This window comes from Pseudomonas sp. AN3A02 (genome assembly GCF_011765255.1).
Lineage (GTDB): Bacteria > Pseudomonadota > Gammaproteobacteria > Pseudomonadales > Pseudomonadaceae > Aquipseudomonas.
Window position 1 is genome coordinate 35,369 of the sequence record NZ_JAARNI010000008.1, and the last position, 16,001, is coordinate 51,369.

At 60.9% G+C, this 16,001-nt stretch carries 16 protein-coding genes; 7 read left to right on the top strand and 9 right to left on the bottom strand.

Annotated elements, in window-relative coordinates; all coding sequences use genetic code 11:
• Nucleotides 1-32: 32 nt before the first annotated feature.
• The 3 genes from rarD to HBJ59_RS23760 all read right to left on the bottom strand — a co-directional run bounded on the left by rarD (nucleotide 33) and on the right by HBJ59_RS23760 (nucleotide 3,107).
• Nucleotides 33-914, bottom strand: a complete 882-nt coding sequence (gene rarD / locus HBJ59_RS23750; protein WP_167664924.1) for an EamA family transporter RarD — start codon at nucleotides 912-914, stop codon at nucleotides 33-35.
• 206 nt (nucleotides 915-1,120) lie between these two features.
• Nucleotides 1,121-2,128 (bottom strand): aldo/keto reductase, encoded by a 1,008-nt coding sequence (locus HBJ59_RS23755; protein WP_167664925.1) that lies wholly within the window; start codon nucleotides 2,126-2,128, stop codon nucleotides 1,121-1,123.
• A 76-nt stretch (nucleotides 2,129-2,204) separates the two neighbouring features.
• Nucleotides 2,205-3,107 (bottom strand): LysR family transcriptional regulator, encoded by a 903-nt coding sequence (locus HBJ59_RS23760; protein WP_167664926.1) that lies wholly within the window; start codon nucleotides 3,105-3,107, stop codon nucleotides 2,205-2,207.
• A 99-nt stretch (nucleotides 3,108-3,206) separates the two neighbouring features.
• Here HBJ59_RS23760 and HBJ59_RS23765 point away from each other — a divergent pair, with 99 nt between their 5' ends.
• Complete coding sequence (locus HBJ59_RS23765; protein ID WP_076016174.1) at nucleotides 3,207-3,911, top strand: SDR family oxidoreductase; 705 nt, start codon at nucleotides 3,207-3,209, stop codon at nucleotides 3,909-3,911.
• A 50-nt stretch (nucleotides 3,912-3,961) separates the two neighbouring features.
• On the opposite strand, the gene HBJ59_RS23770 is transcribed toward HBJ59_RS23765, so the two are convergent.
• Nucleotides 3,962-5,272 carry an MFS transporter gene (locus HBJ59_RS23770; RefSeq protein ID WP_076016173.1) on the bottom strand — a complete coding sequence of 437 codons (1,311 nt, stop codon included), beginning with the start codon at nucleotides 5,270-5,272 and terminating at the stop codon, nucleotides 3,962-3,964.
• 159 nt (nucleotides 5,273-5,431) lie between these two features.
• Here HBJ59_RS23770 and HBJ59_RS23775 point away from each other — a divergent pair, with 159 nt between their 5' ends.
• From HBJ59_RS23775 to HBJ59_RS23795, 5 genes are all read left to right on the top strand, one after another.
• Complete coding sequence (locus HBJ59_RS23775; RefSeq protein WP_076016172.1) at nucleotides 5,432-6,538, top strand: sugar diacid recognition domain-containing protein; 1,107 nt, start codon at nucleotides 5,432-5,434, stop codon at nucleotides 6,536-6,538.
• 91 nt (nucleotides 6,539-6,629) lie between these two features.
• On the top strand, nucleotides 6,630-7,772 hold the full coding sequence (locus HBJ59_RS23780; protein WP_167664927.1) for a glycerate kinase: 1,143 nt from the start codon (nucleotides 6,630-6,632) through the stop codon (nucleotides 7,770-7,772).
• A gap of 102 nt (nucleotides 7,773-7,874) precedes the next feature.
• The gene (locus HBJ59_RS23785) at nucleotides 7,875-9,149 is read left to right on the top strand and encodes an AAA family ATPase (protein ID WP_167664928.1); all 1,275 of its coding nucleotides are present in this window, start codon (nucleotides 7,875-7,877) and stop codon (nucleotides 9,147-9,149) included.
• Nucleotides 9,146-9,865, top strand: coding sequence for a hypothetical protein (locus tag HBJ59_RS23790; protein WP_167664929.1), 720 nt, complete (start codon nucleotides 9,146-9,148; stop codon nucleotides 9,863-9,865). Before HBJ59_RS23785 ends, HBJ59_RS23790 begins: the two co-directional genes overlap by 4 nt.
• A gap of 37 nt (nucleotides 9,866-9,902) precedes the next feature.
• Nucleotides 9,903-10,415: a GNAT family N-acetyltransferase gene (locus tag HBJ59_RS23795; RefSeq protein WP_167664930.1), complete on the top strand. Its 513-nt coding sequence runs from the start codon at nucleotides 9,903-9,905 to the stop codon at nucleotides 10,413-10,415.
• On the opposite strand, the gene HBJ59_RS23800 is transcribed toward HBJ59_RS23795, so the two are convergent.
• On the bottom strand, nucleotides 10,412-11,107 hold the full coding sequence (locus HBJ59_RS23800) for an aspartate/glutamate racemase family protein (protein ID WP_167664931.1): 696 nt from the start codon (nucleotides 11,105-11,107) through the stop codon (nucleotides 10,412-10,414). The two genes, HBJ59_RS23795 and HBJ59_RS23800, sit on opposite strands and share 4 nt — an antisense overlap.
• 126 nt (nucleotides 11,108-11,233) lie before the next feature.
• On the opposite strand from HBJ59_RS23800, the gene HBJ59_RS23805 reads away from it, so the two are divergent.
• Nucleotides 11,234-11,728 carry a hypothetical protein gene (locus HBJ59_RS23805; protein ID WP_076016168.1) on the top strand — a complete coding sequence of 165 codons (495 nt, stop codon included), beginning with the start codon at nucleotides 11,234-11,236 and terminating at the stop codon, nucleotides 11,726-11,728.
• Between the two features lie 110 nt (nucleotides 11,729-11,838).
• Here HBJ59_RS23805 and HBJ59_RS23810 read toward each other — a convergent pair whose 3' ends face one another.
• The 4 genes from HBJ59_RS23810 to HBJ59_RS23825 form a co-directional block, all read right to left on the bottom strand.
• Entirely contained in the window at nucleotides 11,839-12,060 is a 222-nt protein-coding gene (locus tag HBJ59_RS23810) for a cbb3-type cytochrome c oxidase subunit 3 (protein ID WP_167664932.1), read from the bottom strand.
• Nucleotides 12,060-13,487 carry a cytochrome-c oxidase, cbb3-type subunit I gene (gene ccoN, locus HBJ59_RS23815; RefSeq protein WP_167664933.1) on the bottom strand — a complete coding sequence of 476 codons (1,428 nt, stop codon included), beginning with the start codon at nucleotides 13,485-13,487 and terminating at the stop codon, nucleotides 12,060-12,062. The genes HBJ59_RS23810 and ccoN overlap by 1 nt, the downstream gene beginning before the upstream one ends.
• 125 nt (nucleotides 13,488-13,612) lie before the next feature.
• On the bottom strand, nucleotides 13,613-14,530 hold the full coding sequence (locus tag HBJ59_RS23820; protein WP_167664934.1) for a pyridoxal-phosphate dependent enzyme: 918 nt from the start codon (nucleotides 14,528-14,530) through the stop codon (nucleotides 13,613-13,615).
• A 37-nt stretch (nucleotides 14,531-14,567) separates the two neighbouring features.
• Nucleotides 14,568-15,971 carry a sodium:solute symporter family protein gene (locus tag HBJ59_RS23825; protein ID WP_167664935.1) on the bottom strand — a complete coding sequence of 468 codons (1,404 nt, stop codon included), beginning with the start codon at nucleotides 15,969-15,971 and terminating at the stop codon, nucleotides 14,568-14,570.
• Between the last annotated feature and the right edge of the window lie 30 nt (nucleotides 15,972-16,001).

Here is a 16,001-nt window from a genome sequence, read left to right on the forward strand (position 1 = left end):
GTATCCGCGACCGGGTTTTTTTTCGCCTGGAATCAGGCCTTGCGCTGGCGAACCAGGTGCTTGAAACCTTCGTATACCAGCACCATCACCGCCAGCCAGATCGGCAGATAGGTCAGCCATTCCCCCGCCTTGATGCTTTCTCCCAGCAACAAGGCGACCCCGAGCAACAGCACCGGCTCCACATAGCTGAGCAGCCCGAACAGGCTGAACGCCAACAAGCGGCTGGCAATGATGTAGCACACCAGCGCCGAGGCACTGATCACGCCCAGCATCGGGATCAAGGCATACAAGCCCTTGTGCGCATCGAGCACGGCAAACCCCTGTTCGCCGCTTTGCACGAACCACAACGCCACCGGCAACATCAGCGCCATGTCGAGCCACAACCCGCCCAGGTGGTCGGTCTTCAGACGTTTGCGCACGATGAAGTAGATCGGGTAACCGAGGATCACCACTAACGTGGCCCAGGAGAAACCACCTACCTGATACAACTCGTTCAGCACGCCGATGCCGGCAAAAAACACTGCGATCTTTTGCAGGCGTGACAATTGATCGCCGTACACCAGGCGCCCGGTCAGCACCATCGTCAATGGCAGCAGGAAATACCCCAGCGAAACATCCAGGCTGCGCCCATTGAGCGGTGCCCACATGAACAGCCACAACTGCACCCCGAGTAAGGCTGAAGACACCAGCAGCCCGAAGATCAACCCAGGTTTGGCCGCCACCCGCCGAACCAGTTCCCACACCCGCCGCCACTCGCCGCTGACGATCATGAACACGGTCATGCAAGGCGCTGTCAGCAACATCCGCCAGCCGAAAATCTCCAGGCCGCTCAAGGGCGTCAGCAGCGACGTGAAGTAATACATCACGGCAAACAACACCGAGGCCGAGACCGATAACACAACACCTTTAGACACACTGTCCTCGCGAAAACCGATTCATACACAAGAAGGGAGATTTCAGGGAGGGAATATAGTGCTTTTAAGGTGAGATGTTTGCTCTGTTTCGTGGCGAGGGGGCTTGTCCCCCGTTGGGCTGCGAAGCTGCCCCAGAAAAGCGGGAGCGCTGCGCACTCCAACGGGGGGCAAGCCCCCTCACCACAAGTCAGGTGTATGCCGCTCGGCTATCGGGCAATGCGTCCCGAGACAAAGTGGCTTACGTCATTAAACCCTGGCGTCGACGCATGGCCCGGGGTAACCAGCGAATCAATGAATGCCTCATCTTCTGCCGTGATCTTCACCTCCAGCGCACCGGTGTAGGCATCCCACTGCGCCTCGGTGCGCGGCCCGACAATTGCCGAGCTGACCGCCGAGTTGTTCAGCACCCAGGCAATCGCAAACTCGACAATCCCCACGCCACGGCCCTGGGTGTATTGCTGGATCTGCTGGGCGATGCGCAGGGATTCAACGCGCCATTCTGTTTCCAGGATGCGCTTGTCCTGGCGCCCGGCGCGGCTGCCGGCTTCAGGCGTTACGTCCGGCGCATATTTGCCACTGAGCACGCCACGGGCCAGCGGGCTGTAGGGCACCACGCCCAAGCCATAGGCGGCGGCCGCGGTGATCTGCTCCGCCTCGGCCTGGCGGTTGACGATGTTGTACAGCGGTTGGCTGATGATCGGCTTGTCCACACCCAGGCGCTCGGCCACGCGGATCACTTCAGCGATACGCCAGCCGCGGTAGTTGGACAGGCCCCAATGGCGGATCTTGCCCTCGCGGATCAAATCGCCAATCGCCGACACCGTGACTTCCAGCGGCGTGTTGTGGTCTTCACGGTGCAGGTAATAGATGTCCAGGTAATCGGTGTCGAGGCGCGTCAGGCTGGCTTCCAGGGCATTGAAAATCCGCTTGCGGCTCAGCCCGCTGCGGTTCGGCAGGCCATCCACCGGGCCGATGCCGACCTTCGAGGCCAACACCCAATCCTGACGTTGGCGGGCGATGGCTTCACCGACGATTTCTTCGGAGCGCCCGCCGGTGTAGACGTCGGCGGTGTCGATAAAGTTGATGCCTTGATCCCAGGCCTTGTCGATGATGCGCAGCGAGTCCTCGGTGTTGGTCTGCTCGCCAAACATCATGCTGCCCAGGGTCAGTGCGCTGACCTTCAACCCGGACTGGCCCAGTGTGCGGTAAATCATCGTGAACACCTCATAAGGGGGAGACAGTCCCTATCCAATACCAGACAGCAAGGCTCTGGAACAAGCCCTGGGACGGTTATTGCGGTAATAGTTCGGCGCAACGCAGTTGCAGGAAGCGGTGCAGTACCTTGACCCGTTCCGACACTTGCAGCCGATGCGGGCACATCAGGTTGAACGGCGTCGGCTCGCCTTGCCAATCGGTGAGCAACGGCACCAGGCGCCCGGCCTTGATGTCGCGGGCTATATCCAGTCGCGCTTTATAAGCAATGCCATGGCCGGCCAATGCCCAGCGCCGGACAATCTCGCCGTCATCGCTCAGGTAGTCGCCGCTGACCTCGACTTCCTGCAGCAGCTCGCCTTGGCGAAAGTACCAGGTGTTGTTCGCGCGACCCTGGCGCATGTAGCGCAGCGTGCTGTGTTGCGCCAGATCCTGGGGGATGCGTGGGGTACCGTGGCGCGCGAGGTAGTCGGGGCTGGCGCAGGCCACGCGCTGGTGATCGGGCACCACCGGCAGCGCCACCAGACTGGAGTCCCGTGGTACGCCGAAGCGCAGGGCGATGTCGACGGTTTCGCGGAACAGGTCGGCATTGCTGTCGTTGAGCAGTAATTGGAGGCGAACGTTCGGGTGTTCGAGCTTGAACTCATCCAGCCAGCCCAGCAGCACATTGCGCCCGAAGTCCGAGGGCGCGGCCAATTGCAGCAAACCACTGAGGCTCTGGCCTTGCTGCTTGATCGCTTGTTCGCCTTCGGACAACGCCTCCAGGGCCACGCGCACGCTGTCGAGGTAGCGCCGGCCTTCCTCGGTCAGACGCATGCTGCGAGTGGAGCGCGCCAGCAGCCGAATGCCCAGGCGGGTTTCCAGGCGCTTGAGGGCAATACTGGCTGCAGCTGGGGTCAGGCTCAAGCTGCGGGCGGCCGCCGACAAGCTGCCGGTGTCGGCGGTGCGCACAAACACTTCAAGGTCGAGGATTGAGCTCATCTGTAAAAATCCTTTAAAGATCTTGTCGTTTTACCGGGATTTTTCAGCGATTGCCAAGCTGGGAAGATGAAACCTCATTTATCAGCCAGGTAGTTCTTCATGACTTCTCCCCTCAGCGGCAAAACCATCATCGTCATCGGCGGTAGCAGCGGCATTGGTGCGGCCGTGGCCAAGCAGGCTGTGGCACGCGGAGCCCACGTGGTGCTGGCGGGGCGGCGCTTGTCTTCAACCGTGGAGAACGGTGTGCGCAGCGAGCAGGTAGACGTGACCGACGCGGTCTCGTTGCAGCGGTTGTTCGAAACAGTGGGGCCGTTTGATCATCTGGTCTACACCGCAGGCCCTGCGGTACAGGCCAAGACCTTGATCGAGACGGACCTGAACCTGGCGCAAGACAACTTCAACGTGAAGCTCTGGGGTTCGCTGCGGGCGATCCAGTCGGCTCTGCCTTTTCTCGACGAGCGCGGCAGCATCACGCTGACCTCGGGTCAACTGGGGCGCAAAACCGTGGCAGGGCAATTCATCAAGACCGGGATCAACGCGGCCACTGAAGCGCTGGGCAAACAGTTGGCCAAGGAGCTGGCGCCACGTCGGGTGAATGTGGTCAGTCCAGGCGTGATCGACACCGAGGCGTATGCCGGGTTGTCCGAGGAGCAGCGGCTGGCGATGTTTGCCAAGGCGGGCGGGGCGTTGCCGGTGGGGCGAGTGGGGCAGGCTGAAGAAGTGGCGGCCGGGTATGTGCTGGCGATGGAGAACGGGTTTGTCACGGGAAGCGTGATTGACGTCGACGGCGGTGGTTTGTTGTAAACAGACATCAGACTGTGGGAGCGAGCCAGCTCGCCCCCACACTGACGGTGTTACACCTTCAAGGTGCGCGTCATCCGCAACGCCAGCACGCTGCCCGCGACAATCACCGCCGCCAGCAAGTACAGCGCCAGGTCCGTAGACCCGGTGGCATCCTTCACAAACCCGACGATGTACGGGCTGAGGAAACCCGCCATCTGGCCCATGGAGTTGATCAACGCCAGGCCACCCGCCGCAGCACCTGCGCTGAGCATGGCGGTGGGCACCGGCCAGAACATCGGCAGGCCGGTGAGGGCGCCCATGGTGGCGATGGTCAGGCCGAGAATCGCAATCGCCGGCGTGGTCGCAAAGTTCACCGCAATCACCAGCCCGATCGCGCCCATCAGCATCGGCACCACCAGGTGCCAGCGACGCTCTTTGCGCAGGTCGGCAGAGCGGCCCACCAGCAACATGAACACCGCCGCCAGCAGGTACGGAATCGCACTGAGCCAGCCAATCACCAGGTTATCGCTGAAACCCATGTTCTTGATGATCGACGGCAGCCAGAAGTTGATGGCGTACACACCACTCTGGATGCAAAAGTAGATCAGGCCGAATGCCCAGATGGCCGGATTCTTGAACACTTCCAGCAGCGAGTCGCTGGTGGTTTTCGGCTTGTTGGCCAGGTCGGTCGCCTGGTCGGCTTCCAGCACGGCACGCTCATGGGGCGTGAGCCACTTGGCGTTGGCGAAGCTGTCGCTGAGCAGGAAGTAGGCGAGGGCGCCGAGGATCACCGTCGGTACACCTTGCAGCAGGAACATCCACTGCCAGCCCGCAAGCCCGCCTTGGCCGGCGGCAAAGTGGTTGAGGATCCAGCCGGAGAACGGGCTGCCGAGCAGGCCGGACACCGGAATCGCCGACATGAACAGCGCCATGATCCGCCCACGGCGGAAGGTCGGGAACCACTGCGAGAGGTACAGCACCACGCCCGGGAAGAACCCGGCTTCAGCAGCGCCGGTCAGCAGGCGCAAGCCGTAGAAATGGGTCGGTGTGGTGACGAACAGCAGGCAGGTGGACAAGGTGCCCCAGACGATCATCATCAGCGCAATCCAGCGCCGTGGACCGAATTTGGTCAACGCCAGGTTGCTTGGCACGCCGCACAGCACATAGCCGATAAAGAAGATCCCGGCACCAAGGCCGTACACGGTCTCGCTGAACTTCAAGGCGTCGAGCATTTGCAACTTGGCAAAGCCGACGTTGACGCGGTCGAGGTAGTTGAACAGGTAGCAGATGAAAATGAAGGGGATCAGGCGCAGGGTAATGCGCTTGTATACGGCGTTTTTATCGTCATCGGTGGCCTGGGTAACAGCGGCGCTCTGTGACATGGCAGTCTCTCTTTATTATGATTTTTCGCGATGCGAGGGTAACGTTGATCGCCCAATGAGTCTCGGCCACCTCAAGGGTTGATGTCTTTGTGCTCGCGCACAGTCAGGCGCCATTTGCGCTGTGCCTATGAACAACCCACTTTCCAGGAATTTAGCCCCATGTTCGAGCTGGATCATGACTTGGCGCAGGATATCGTCAATCGCACCATGGCGATCCTGCCCTATAACGTCAATGTCATGGACAGCCAGGGCCTGATCCTGGGCAGCGGCGAACCCGAGCGCATCAACACTCGCCATGAAGGCGCACAGCTGGTGCTGGCGAATGTACGCGTGGTGGAGATCGACAGCCAGACCGCCAAGCACCTCAAGGGCGTGCAGCCCGGGATCAACCTGCCGCTGTTGCACGATCAGCGCCTGATCGGCGTGCTGGGCATTACCGGCGAGCCGGAGCTGCTGCGCACCTATGCGCAACTGGTGCGCATGACCGCCGAAATGCTGGTCAGCCAGCGTCACCAGCAAGCCGAGCAGCAATGGCGCCGGCAGCGTTGCGATGACCTGCTGGCGCTGCTGCTGGCCGAGACCGGCGACTCGCCACGGCTGGTGGATGAAGCGCAGCAACTGGGCCTCAAACCGCAGATGGCACGTACGCCGTACCTGTTTGAACTGGGCAGCGGCCAGTCGGCGGAAGCCTTGAGCGCCTGGCTGACCTCGCGCTACCCGGACAGTTGGTGCGTCAGCTCCGCACAGTTTTCCCTGCTGTGGTGCCGACCGGCGTCGGTGCAAGTCGACAACCCGCGCCTGCTGGAAAAACTCGACGGCCTGGGCTGGAACATCCTGCGGGTTGCCGTCGGCGGGCAAGCAGACGGCCTGCCCGGGCTGCGCCGTTGCTACCGGCGAGTCGGTGATCTGCTTGCCTATGGCCGCGATGTGCTGCCCGAATCGCGGCTGCTGACCCTCAATCGCTACCGCCTGCCGGTGATGCTCTGGCGCCACCGCAACGACGACGCCCTCGACGAACTGCTCAACCCGTTGCGCAAGGTACTGGCCAAGGACAGTAACGGCCAGTTGCAGGCAACCCTGCGCAGTTGGTGCGATCACGACGGCCAAAGCCAGGCCTGCGCCGACGCCCTGGGCATCCACCGCAACAGCCTGCGCTATCGCATGGAGCGCATCGCCGAACTGAGCGGCGTCGACCCGTTGACCCTCGACGGCATGCTCGCGTTGTACCTGGGCGTGCAGCTACTGCCGCAGGCTTTGTCCAAATGAACAACAAACCCCAGCCACTCTTGTGCAATGGACAGGCGTTATTGCCGGTGCCAACTGGCAGCATGGGCGTTATAAAAACCGGAGAAAGCCCATGAAAATCATCATCGCCCCCGACTCGTTCAAGGACAGCCTGAGTGCTGAAGGCGTGGCGAATGCCATTGCCGAGGGGTTGGCCAGCGTGTGGCCCGACGCCGAGCTGATCAAGTGCCCGATGGCGGACGGTGGTGAGGGCACGGTGGAGTCGGTACTCGCCGCCTGCCAGGGCGAGTTGCGCACCAACCGTGTGCAAGGGCCATTGGGTGACAGTGTCGACGCGCATTGGGGCTGGTTGGCCGAGAGCCACACCGCAATCATCGAAATGGCCGAGGCCAGCGGTCTGCAACTCGTGCCACCGGGTCAGCGAGATGCGTGTTCCAGCAGTACCTTCGGCACTGGCGAGCTGATCCGCGCCGCCCTGGATGCCGGCGCCCAACGCATCATCCTGGCCATTGGCGGTAGCGCCACCAACGATGGCGGCGCGGGGGCGATGCTGGCTCTCGGTGTGCAATTGCTTGATGCCGAAGAGGCAGCATTGCCCCTGGGCGGCCTGGCGCTGGCCAAGTTGTCGCGCATCAGCCTTGAGCAACTGGACCAACGCCTGAAAGAAGTACGCTTCGAAATCGCCGCCGACGTGAACAACCCGCTGTGCGGTCCCCACGGTGCTTCGGCGATTTTCGGCCCGCAAAAAGGCGCCAATCCCCAGCAAGTCGAACAACTGGATGCCGCTCTTGGCCATTTCGCCGATCACTGCGCCAAGGTATTGCCCAACGATGTGCGCGACGAACCCGGCAGCGGCGCCGCCGGTGGCTTGGGGTTCGCCGCCAAGGCGTTCCTTGGCGCGCAGTTTCGTGCAGGTGTTGAAGTGGTCGCCGAGTTGGTAGGCCTCGAAAAAGCGGTGCGTGGCGCTGACCTTGTGATCACCGGCGAAGGCCGCTTCGACGCCCAGACTCTGCGGGGCAAAACCCCGTTTGGCGTCGCGCGGATCGCCAAACAGCACAACGTGCCGGTGATCGTGATCGCCGGCACGTTGGGTGAGGGCTATGAGCAGATGTACGCCCACGGTGTGGATGCCGCGTTCGCCTTGCCGTCGGGACCAATGACCCTGGAACAGGCCTGCAGCGAGGCGCCTCGCCTGTTGCGCGAGCGCGCCTCGGACATTGCCCGGGTCTGGAGATTGGCCGCGCGACGGGATTGATAGAGACAACCGACTGCGCCGTGACAGGGCTGTCGATAATTACTATGATCGTTGCTTACTTTGAAGACTGGCCCCTCCGGCCGGACACGTTGGAAGCCGATCATGCAGATCAAGCGTTTTACTCTCGTCAATTTCCGTGGCATCGAGCACATCGAGCTTGATTTCGAGGGCAAGAAGACTGTCGCTTTGGTGGGCGTGAATGGGGTGGGTAAGTCTTCGATTTTGGATGCTTTGGCGATTACGTTGTCGAATTTGACGTCCCGGATTATTGATCAGGCCTCTAAATCCAGGGCGATATCTAGAGACGATATTAAAGTTGGAGCGGATTACACGCGTTTGCAGGTTATCGCCGAGCTTCCTGATCATGGCGACGTCGATTGGGCGATTGCCTTAAACCGGCGGTCAGGAAAACACCCTAAAGAGCAAAGCAGTGATCTGCTCAAGCTGAACAAGGCTGCGAGTTCCGTCGAGGCGAGCGCGTTCAACTATGAACTTATCGGGGGCATGGCAGTTGAGTTGCCTTTAGCCGTTTACTACGACGTCCATCGAGCCGTTTTAGATGTGCCCTTGCGTGTCCGTGAACGCTTGATCAATGCCATTGCAGAGGGGTATGACGATTCGCTGGGCCACGGGGGCGCCGATTTCAAGAGGTTCTTTATCTGGTTTCGCAATCAGGAAGACCTTGAAAACGAAAATAGCCGAGATATTCCAGGTTATCGCGACCCTGAGCTTTCTGCTGTCCGCAGAGCAATTGAAACATTCACCGGGTTCAAGGATGTCAGGGTTCGTCGCAAGCCTGCTCTAAGAATGACGGTTCTGAAAGGAAACCTTGAGTTCAATGTTTTGCAGCTTTCGGATGGTGAAAAGTGCCTTCTGGCGATGGTCGGAGATTTGGCTCGCAGGCTGACCTTGCTCAATCGCGAGGTTGCAGACCCTCTGAATGGGAAGGGTGTTGTCCTCATCGATGAGCTGGACTTACACCTCCACCCAGGCTGGCAGCGTACCGTTGTTGCCAAACTTGAAAAAACATTCCCTAACTGCCAGTTCATCATCACCACTCACTCCCCGCAAATACTGGGTGAGCTCCCGGCCAATGCAATCATGCTGCTCAAGGATGGCAAGTACATCGGGCATCCCGAGCGCTCGCTGGGGCTTCGAAGCGGTGAAGTTGTAGAGGAATTGATGGGCGGTTATGCGCAGAATCAGGAAGTCAGTCTGCAACTCAAGAAAATCCACCGCGACCTGGATGGTGATGAACTGGACGCCGCCGAGGCCAAACTCGAACAGCTGCGTAAAAAAGTCGGTGATATTCCTGACATCCTTGAAGTCCAGGCCAGCATCGATTCCCTGAGGTGGACTGAAGAGGGCGAGGCGTGAGGTCAATCAGAAAAGGCGCAGAACCACGCGAGTTGATTGACTGGCGAATTGCAAACAAAGACACCCCACAGAACCTGTTTTACGGGAAAGGCAGCAGCTTCCCCGGCGAGCCTGTTCGTAAAGCACTGGTGCTGGAGCAGTCCCACTTGTGTGCGTACACCCTGCGGCGTCTGAAAACTGCTGGCGAGTGCCAGGCGCAGGGGCAGCAGATGGTGTTCAGCTGTCATATCGAACACATCCTGCCGCAGGAAGCACACAAGGATAAAAGTATCGCCTACAGCAACATGCTGGCCTGTTTTCCGCCCAGCCAAACAGATACGGCCTGCGGGTACGGTGCAGTAGAGAAAAAGGCCTACGACCCGTATCAAAAGCCATTTGTTTCGCCTCTGCTTGCCAATGCAGAGCGCCATTTTCGGTTTTCCAGCGATGGGTCGGTCGAAGGGCTGACACCTGAAGGTATTGCCACTGTTGATGTGCTGAAACTTAACCATCCGACATTGGTAAATAGCCGCGCGGCGGTCATCAAAGGTAGCCTCAAGCCACGCGGCAACGACATATCTGCGGCGACGGCCAGGCGCCTCGCTGTCGAAGTCAGTACCCCTGACGCTCACCAATGCCTCCCTGAATATTGCCAAGCGCTGAAACAACAGGCCGAGCTACACGCCGAGCGTCTTGAGAAACGCGCCGCCCGAATGCGCGGGCAGCAACGACGCTAATCTATTTATCCAACCGTTGTTCCAAGGATGAAACACCATGCACACACCTGAACCCAAAATCGTTATCACGCGCTTCACCGAGGCCCACCTTGACGGCGTCGCTGCGCTCTACAACGACCCGGCTGTCTGCCGTCAGGTGCTGCAAATGCCTTTCCAGTCGGTCGAGGCCTGGCGCAAACGCCTGGTGCAGGACAACGAACGGCGGCTACAGCTGGTGGCTCTGCATGCTGGCGAGGTGATCGGCCAGCTCGGGCTTGAGCAGTATTTGCGTGTGCGCCAAAGCCACGTCGGTTCCTTCGGCATGGGCGTGGCCACCGCCTGGCAGGGCAAGGGCGTGGGCTCCCGGCTGTTGAGCGCGGCGCTGGAGGTGGCGGATAACTGGATGAACCTGCACCGGGTGGAACTGACGGTGTATGCCGACAACGAAGCTGCTCACCGCCTGTACCACAAGTTCGGCTTCGAGACCGAAGGCCGGCTGCGGGATTACGCCGTGCGTGACGGCGCATTCGTCGACACCCTGACCATGGCGCGCATTCGCCAGCCTGCCTAGTCGTCCTGCAAGGCAAACGCCACCGCAGCCTGCGCATGCAGCTCGGTGGTGTCCAGCAGTGGCAGGTCGCTGTGCTGCGGCTTGATCAACAGACTGATTTCCGTGCAGCCAAGGATAATGGCCTGGGCGCCACGCGCCGCCAGGGACTCGATCACCCGTTGGTACACTTCACGCGATGCGTCGCTGATCACCCCGACACACAACTCTTCATAGATGATCCGGTGCACGGCCTGGCGCTCTTCCGCGTCCGGTACCAGCACGGTCAGCCCCTGGCCGGCCAGGCGTGACTTGAGAAATTCCTGCTCCATGGTAAATGCGGTGCCCAGCAGGCCCACGGTCAGGGTGCCGGCTTCCACGGCCGCCGCGCCGGCGGCGTCTGCAATATGCAGAAACGGTATCGACACCGCCGCCTCAATGCGCGGCGCCACCAGGTGCATGGTGTTGGTACACAGCACGATGCATTCGGCGCCACCGGCTTGCAGGCGGCGGGCGGCGTCTTCGAGGATCAGCGCCGCGTCATCCCAGCGCCCGGCGTGCTGGGCCCGCTCCACCGGGCCGAAGTCGACGCTGTACATCAACAGTTGTGCCGAACGCAGGGGCCCGAGCTGGTCGCGCACGCGTTGGTTGATGATGCGGTAATACTCGGCGCTGGACTCCCAGCTCATGCCGCCGATAAGGCCGATGGTGCGCATGCGATGCTCCTGAATTGGACGGGCGAGGGCACCACATTACCCAAGCGCTGCGCTTTAGTCATACGCCAGCGTGCGGCATCTGCCATGATCAAGGCTCGCAACATGGGTCACCCAAGGAACACGGCAATGGACGATGTACAACAACTGGGCGAGATGCTTCGTCATTACGCCGACAGCGAAGCCCACAAGAAGCAGCAGTTCGAAGTGCAGTCGGCCCATTGGGCGCAGAAGATCGGCGAGTTGTTCGGCCAGATCGAGCAGTGGCTGGAGCCGGTAAAGACTGTCGGCTTGCTGGAAGTGCAGCGCGAGGCGTACGTGGCTTCCGGCCCCAGCGTGCCGGTGGAGACTTCCACCTTCAAGACCGAGAAACTGACCATCCATATCGCCGGCAAACCGGTGGAGTTCGTGCCGGATGTGATGGGCGTTGGTGGTTTGATTTCGTTGTCGGTGATGGGCTTGACCGCTGCCCGCTACGGCAGCATTTCCCTGGTGTTGCTGCCGGGGAAAAACGACTGGTTGTGGAAGAAAACCAACGGCCTGAAAGACCCGGACACCTTTGGCTTCGATGCCAACTTCCTGGCGTTGCAGTTGCAGAGTCTGATTCCCCGCGAACGCGGCTAGTCGCTCAATGTGGTGCTTGTGTGGGAGCGGGCTTGCTCGCGAAAGCGGTGTGTCAGTCGCTGTATATGTTGACTGAACCACCGCTTTCGCGAGCAAGCCCGCTCCCACAATCAGATATCTATATTGCCCCAGTCCTGCTTTGTTTCCTCAGGCGCCACCGCGTTGACCCGCTTGCCCGTGGCCAACTCCACCCGCCGCGCCACTTCCGGGTCATCGGCAAACGGCATCAGGCTGGCTTCATCCAGGCTCTCCTTCGATTGGCCCCGCAAGCAATACTCCACCGCGCCATACAGGCCGATCACCGCTGCCAGGTTCAGCGCTATCTCCCACATCAGGCGATCTGCGCGTCAAGCTGCGCCACCTTCAGGTCCGCCACGCGCACCGTGCGCCAGGTGTTGTACGCCATCAGCAACATGCCGCTGAGGAAGAACACCCCGCCGACAAAGCGCACCACAAACCCCGGATGGCTGGCCTGCAAGGCTTCCACAAAGGAGTAGGTGAGGGTGCCGTCATCGTTCACCGCCCGCCACATCAAGCCCTGCGTGATGCCGTTGACCCACATCGACGCGATGTACAGCACCGTGCCGATGGTCGCCAGCCAGAAGTGCATATTGATCAGTCCCACGCTGTGCATCTGCGCGCGCCCGAAGATTTTCGGGATCATGTGGTACAGCGAGCCAAACGTGATCATCGCCACCCAGCCCAAGGCCCCGGCGTGGACGTGGCCGATGGTCCAGTCGGTGTAGTGGGACAGGGCGTTGACGGTCTTGATCGCCATCATCGGCCCTTCAAACGTCGACATGCCGTAGAACGCCAGCGACAGCACCAGGAAGCGCAGGATCGGGTCGGTGCGCAATTTATGCCAGGCCCCTGAAAGCGTCATCATGCCGTTGATCATCCCGCCCCAGCTCGGCGCCAGCAGGATCAGCGACATCGCCATGCCCAGGGACTGCGCCCAGTCCGGCAGCGCGGTGTAGTGCAGGTGGTGCGGGCCGGCCCAGATGTACAGGGTGATCAGCGCCCAGAAGTGCACGATGGACAGGCGATAGGAATACACCGGCCGCCCGACTTGCTTGGGCACGAAGTAATACATCATCCCCAGAAAACCAGTAGTCAGGAAGAAGCCGACCGCGTTGTGCCCGTACCACCACTGCACCATGGCGTCGGTGGCGCCGGAATACACCGGGTAGGACTTGAACCAGTCCACCGGGATCGATAGGTGATTGACCACGTGCAGCATCGCGATCACCACGATGAACGCACCGAAAAACCAGTTGCCGACATAGATATGCTGGGTTTTGCGCTGTACTACGGTGGTGAAAAACACGATGGCATAGGCCACCCATACCACGGTCATCCACACCGCGCCGGTGAACTCGATTTCGGCGTATTCCTTGGTGGTGGTGTAGCCCAGCGGCAGGCTGACCAACATGATCACGATCACCGACTGCCAGCCCCAGAAGGTGAAGGCGGCAAGCTTGTCCGAGTACAGCCGTACCTGGCAGGTGCGCTGTACTGCGTAGTAGCTGGCGGCGAATTGCGCGCTGCCGGCAAAGCCGAAAATCACCAGGCTGGTGTGCAGCGGGCGCAGGCGGCCGAAGGTGGTCCAGGGCAGGTCGAGGTTCATTTCCGGCCAGACCAGTTGCGAGGCGATCCACACGCCCATGGCCATGCCGACCACGCCCCAAACGATGGTTGCAATGACGAATTGACGCACGACCTTGTAGTTGTAGGCCTGTGCGGTTGATGGTGGTTGCATGCTTAGTCCTCCCACGGTTCCAAGTGGGCGGCACTGTAGGAAGTATGGGCAGAACAATACAGACTCAGACCCGGGTCATTAATACGGATCAGCCACTCACCTGCGTTTTTCGCCGGTTACCCCCGTCAAGAAATCGTTTTCTGCCACTGCCCGACGGTTTCCGCGCTGATACTCACCCCGCCGCACACAATCACCACCACATCCTCAACCCCTGCAATCGCGGCATGCTCCAAATAAGCCACGGCCAACGAAACCCCGCACGCCGGTTCCACCAACTGCCTGAGATCATCGGCATACCGCGCCACGCCCATCATCGCTTCGGCATCGCTCAACACCACGCACTGATGGGCAAACCTGCCGATATGCTCAACCGGCCACGCCGCCACCTGGGTCGCGGCCAACGACTTGGCCACGGTATCGATCTTCGCCAGGCGCACCGGTTTTCCAGCCTCCACAGCCGCCGCAAACGAAGCTGCGCCTGCCGTTTCGCACGCAATCACTTTGCAGTCGAATCGCCCATGGCGTTCCAGCCCTGTCAATACACCTGCGAGCAATCCACCGCCGCCCACGGAGGTTACGATGGCGCCTACCTGAGGGCAGTCTTCGAGAATCTCGTCGATCATGCTGCTGTGACCTTCCCACAACAACGGGTGATCAAAGGCCGGCACATACAACGCGTCCGGTGCTTCGGAAAATTGCAGCGCCAGCTCGTTGGATTGGTCCCACAGATCACCGTGCACCACCACCTCGGCCCCGGCCTGGCGGATGCGCGCGCGGGTCGCTTCGGGGGTGGTGGAGGGCACCACGATTCGCGCCTGTAATCCCAGGCCCCGCGCCGCAAAGGCCGTCGCCAACCCTGCATTGCCGCCGGAGGGGCACACCACGGTGGTCTTGCCCTGGCTGGCCGCGTAGGCACACAGGGTGGTCATCCCGCGCAACTTGAACGAGCCGCAGGGTTGCAGGTTCTCAAGCTTCAGCCAGATGCGTCGGGTAGCGCTGGACAGGCCGGGGTGCAGGAGCAACGGGGTGCGAATCGGCAGCATTTCACAACTTCCTTATTGGTTGGGCTGCCATCCTACCTCAGCGGGTGGCCGGCACCAGCGGTTCAGCCGGTGTCTTGCGGCCTGTCACATGGCTGATGCCCATGATGATCAGCGGCGTAAACAAGGCAATGTAAGCGTTGTCGATGCCCCACGGATTACCGGCGAGAAACCAGCCCACTGTCGCCAGCAACGAGGCAATGATGCTCAGGAACGCACCCGTCGCCGTGCCGAATTTCGGTGCGTAGAACACCATCAACACCAGCACCGCCAGGGACGCGCGCAATGCCTTGCCGAGGAAGGCGATCATCAGCACCTTGTCCGACGTCAGCGCCAGGGCAATCGGCAACAGGCCGACGGCGATGGTCGCCAGGCGCACGAAGCGCAGGGACTTGGCGTCGCTTTTTTCCGGGTTGAACCACGGCTCGTAGAAGTCCCGCAGCAACAACGTTGCCGAGCCCATGCTCACTGCCGAGATGGTGCCGAACAGCGAGCCGGCCAGGCCTGCGACTACCAGCCCGGCAGTCAGTTGGTCCATGCTGGCGATCAGGGTCGGGAAGGCTTGCAGCGAATCGACGTTGGGGAACAACACCGCGCTGCACATCCCGATCAATGCCGCGCCGATGCCGAACGGCACCATCAGCACCGCCACGTAGAAACACGCCCGCTGGGCCTTGCCCGCATGGCTGACGGTGTTCACCGCCTGGATTACGTATTGGGTGGAAAAGATCGAGCCTATACCGGCGATCATCCAGGCGATGATCTGGCCCCAGCCGACGGTGGTCCAGTCAAACATGCTGGCCGGCAATTGCGCCTGCAACTGGCCGATGCCGCCCACTTGCTTCAAGCCGAACCACAGGGCCAGGCCAACGCCGAGGTATTTCAAGGCAGCGTGGACGAAGTTGGTGTAGATCACCGAGCGCATGCCGCCGATGCTGACGTACGCCACCGAGACCACGCCGACGATCACGATCGCCAGGGTTCGGTCCACTTGCATTACGCTGGCTAATACGGCGCCGCCGCTGGCGTAGATCGAGACGGCGACGATTTCCAGGGCAAAGATGGTGATGATCGATGTGGCGAAGCGAGTGCGTTGGCCGTAGTTGCGTGCGAGTACGCCGGAGATGGTGTTGTCGCCCAGGTCTTTGTACTTGCGGGCCAGTAGCCAGGCGAAGAGTACGAAGCCGAGGGCCAGGGCGAACAGGTTCCAGGCGGCGGAGATGCCTACCTTGAAACCGGTTTGGGCGGTGCCGATGCTGACTGCGGTGCCGATAAATTCCGAGAGCATCAGGAAGCCGATCAGGAACGCCGGGAAGTGGCCACCGCCGGTGGTGTAGTTGTTGGCGCTGCGGGAATGACGGCGAACGCCGTAGCTGATCAGTGCCAGGCTCAGCATGTAAATGCCAGTGATGGACAGCACGATCCAGGAGGAGTGGGTGGGCATTTTTTTATACTCTTTAGGTATTTTTGTAAT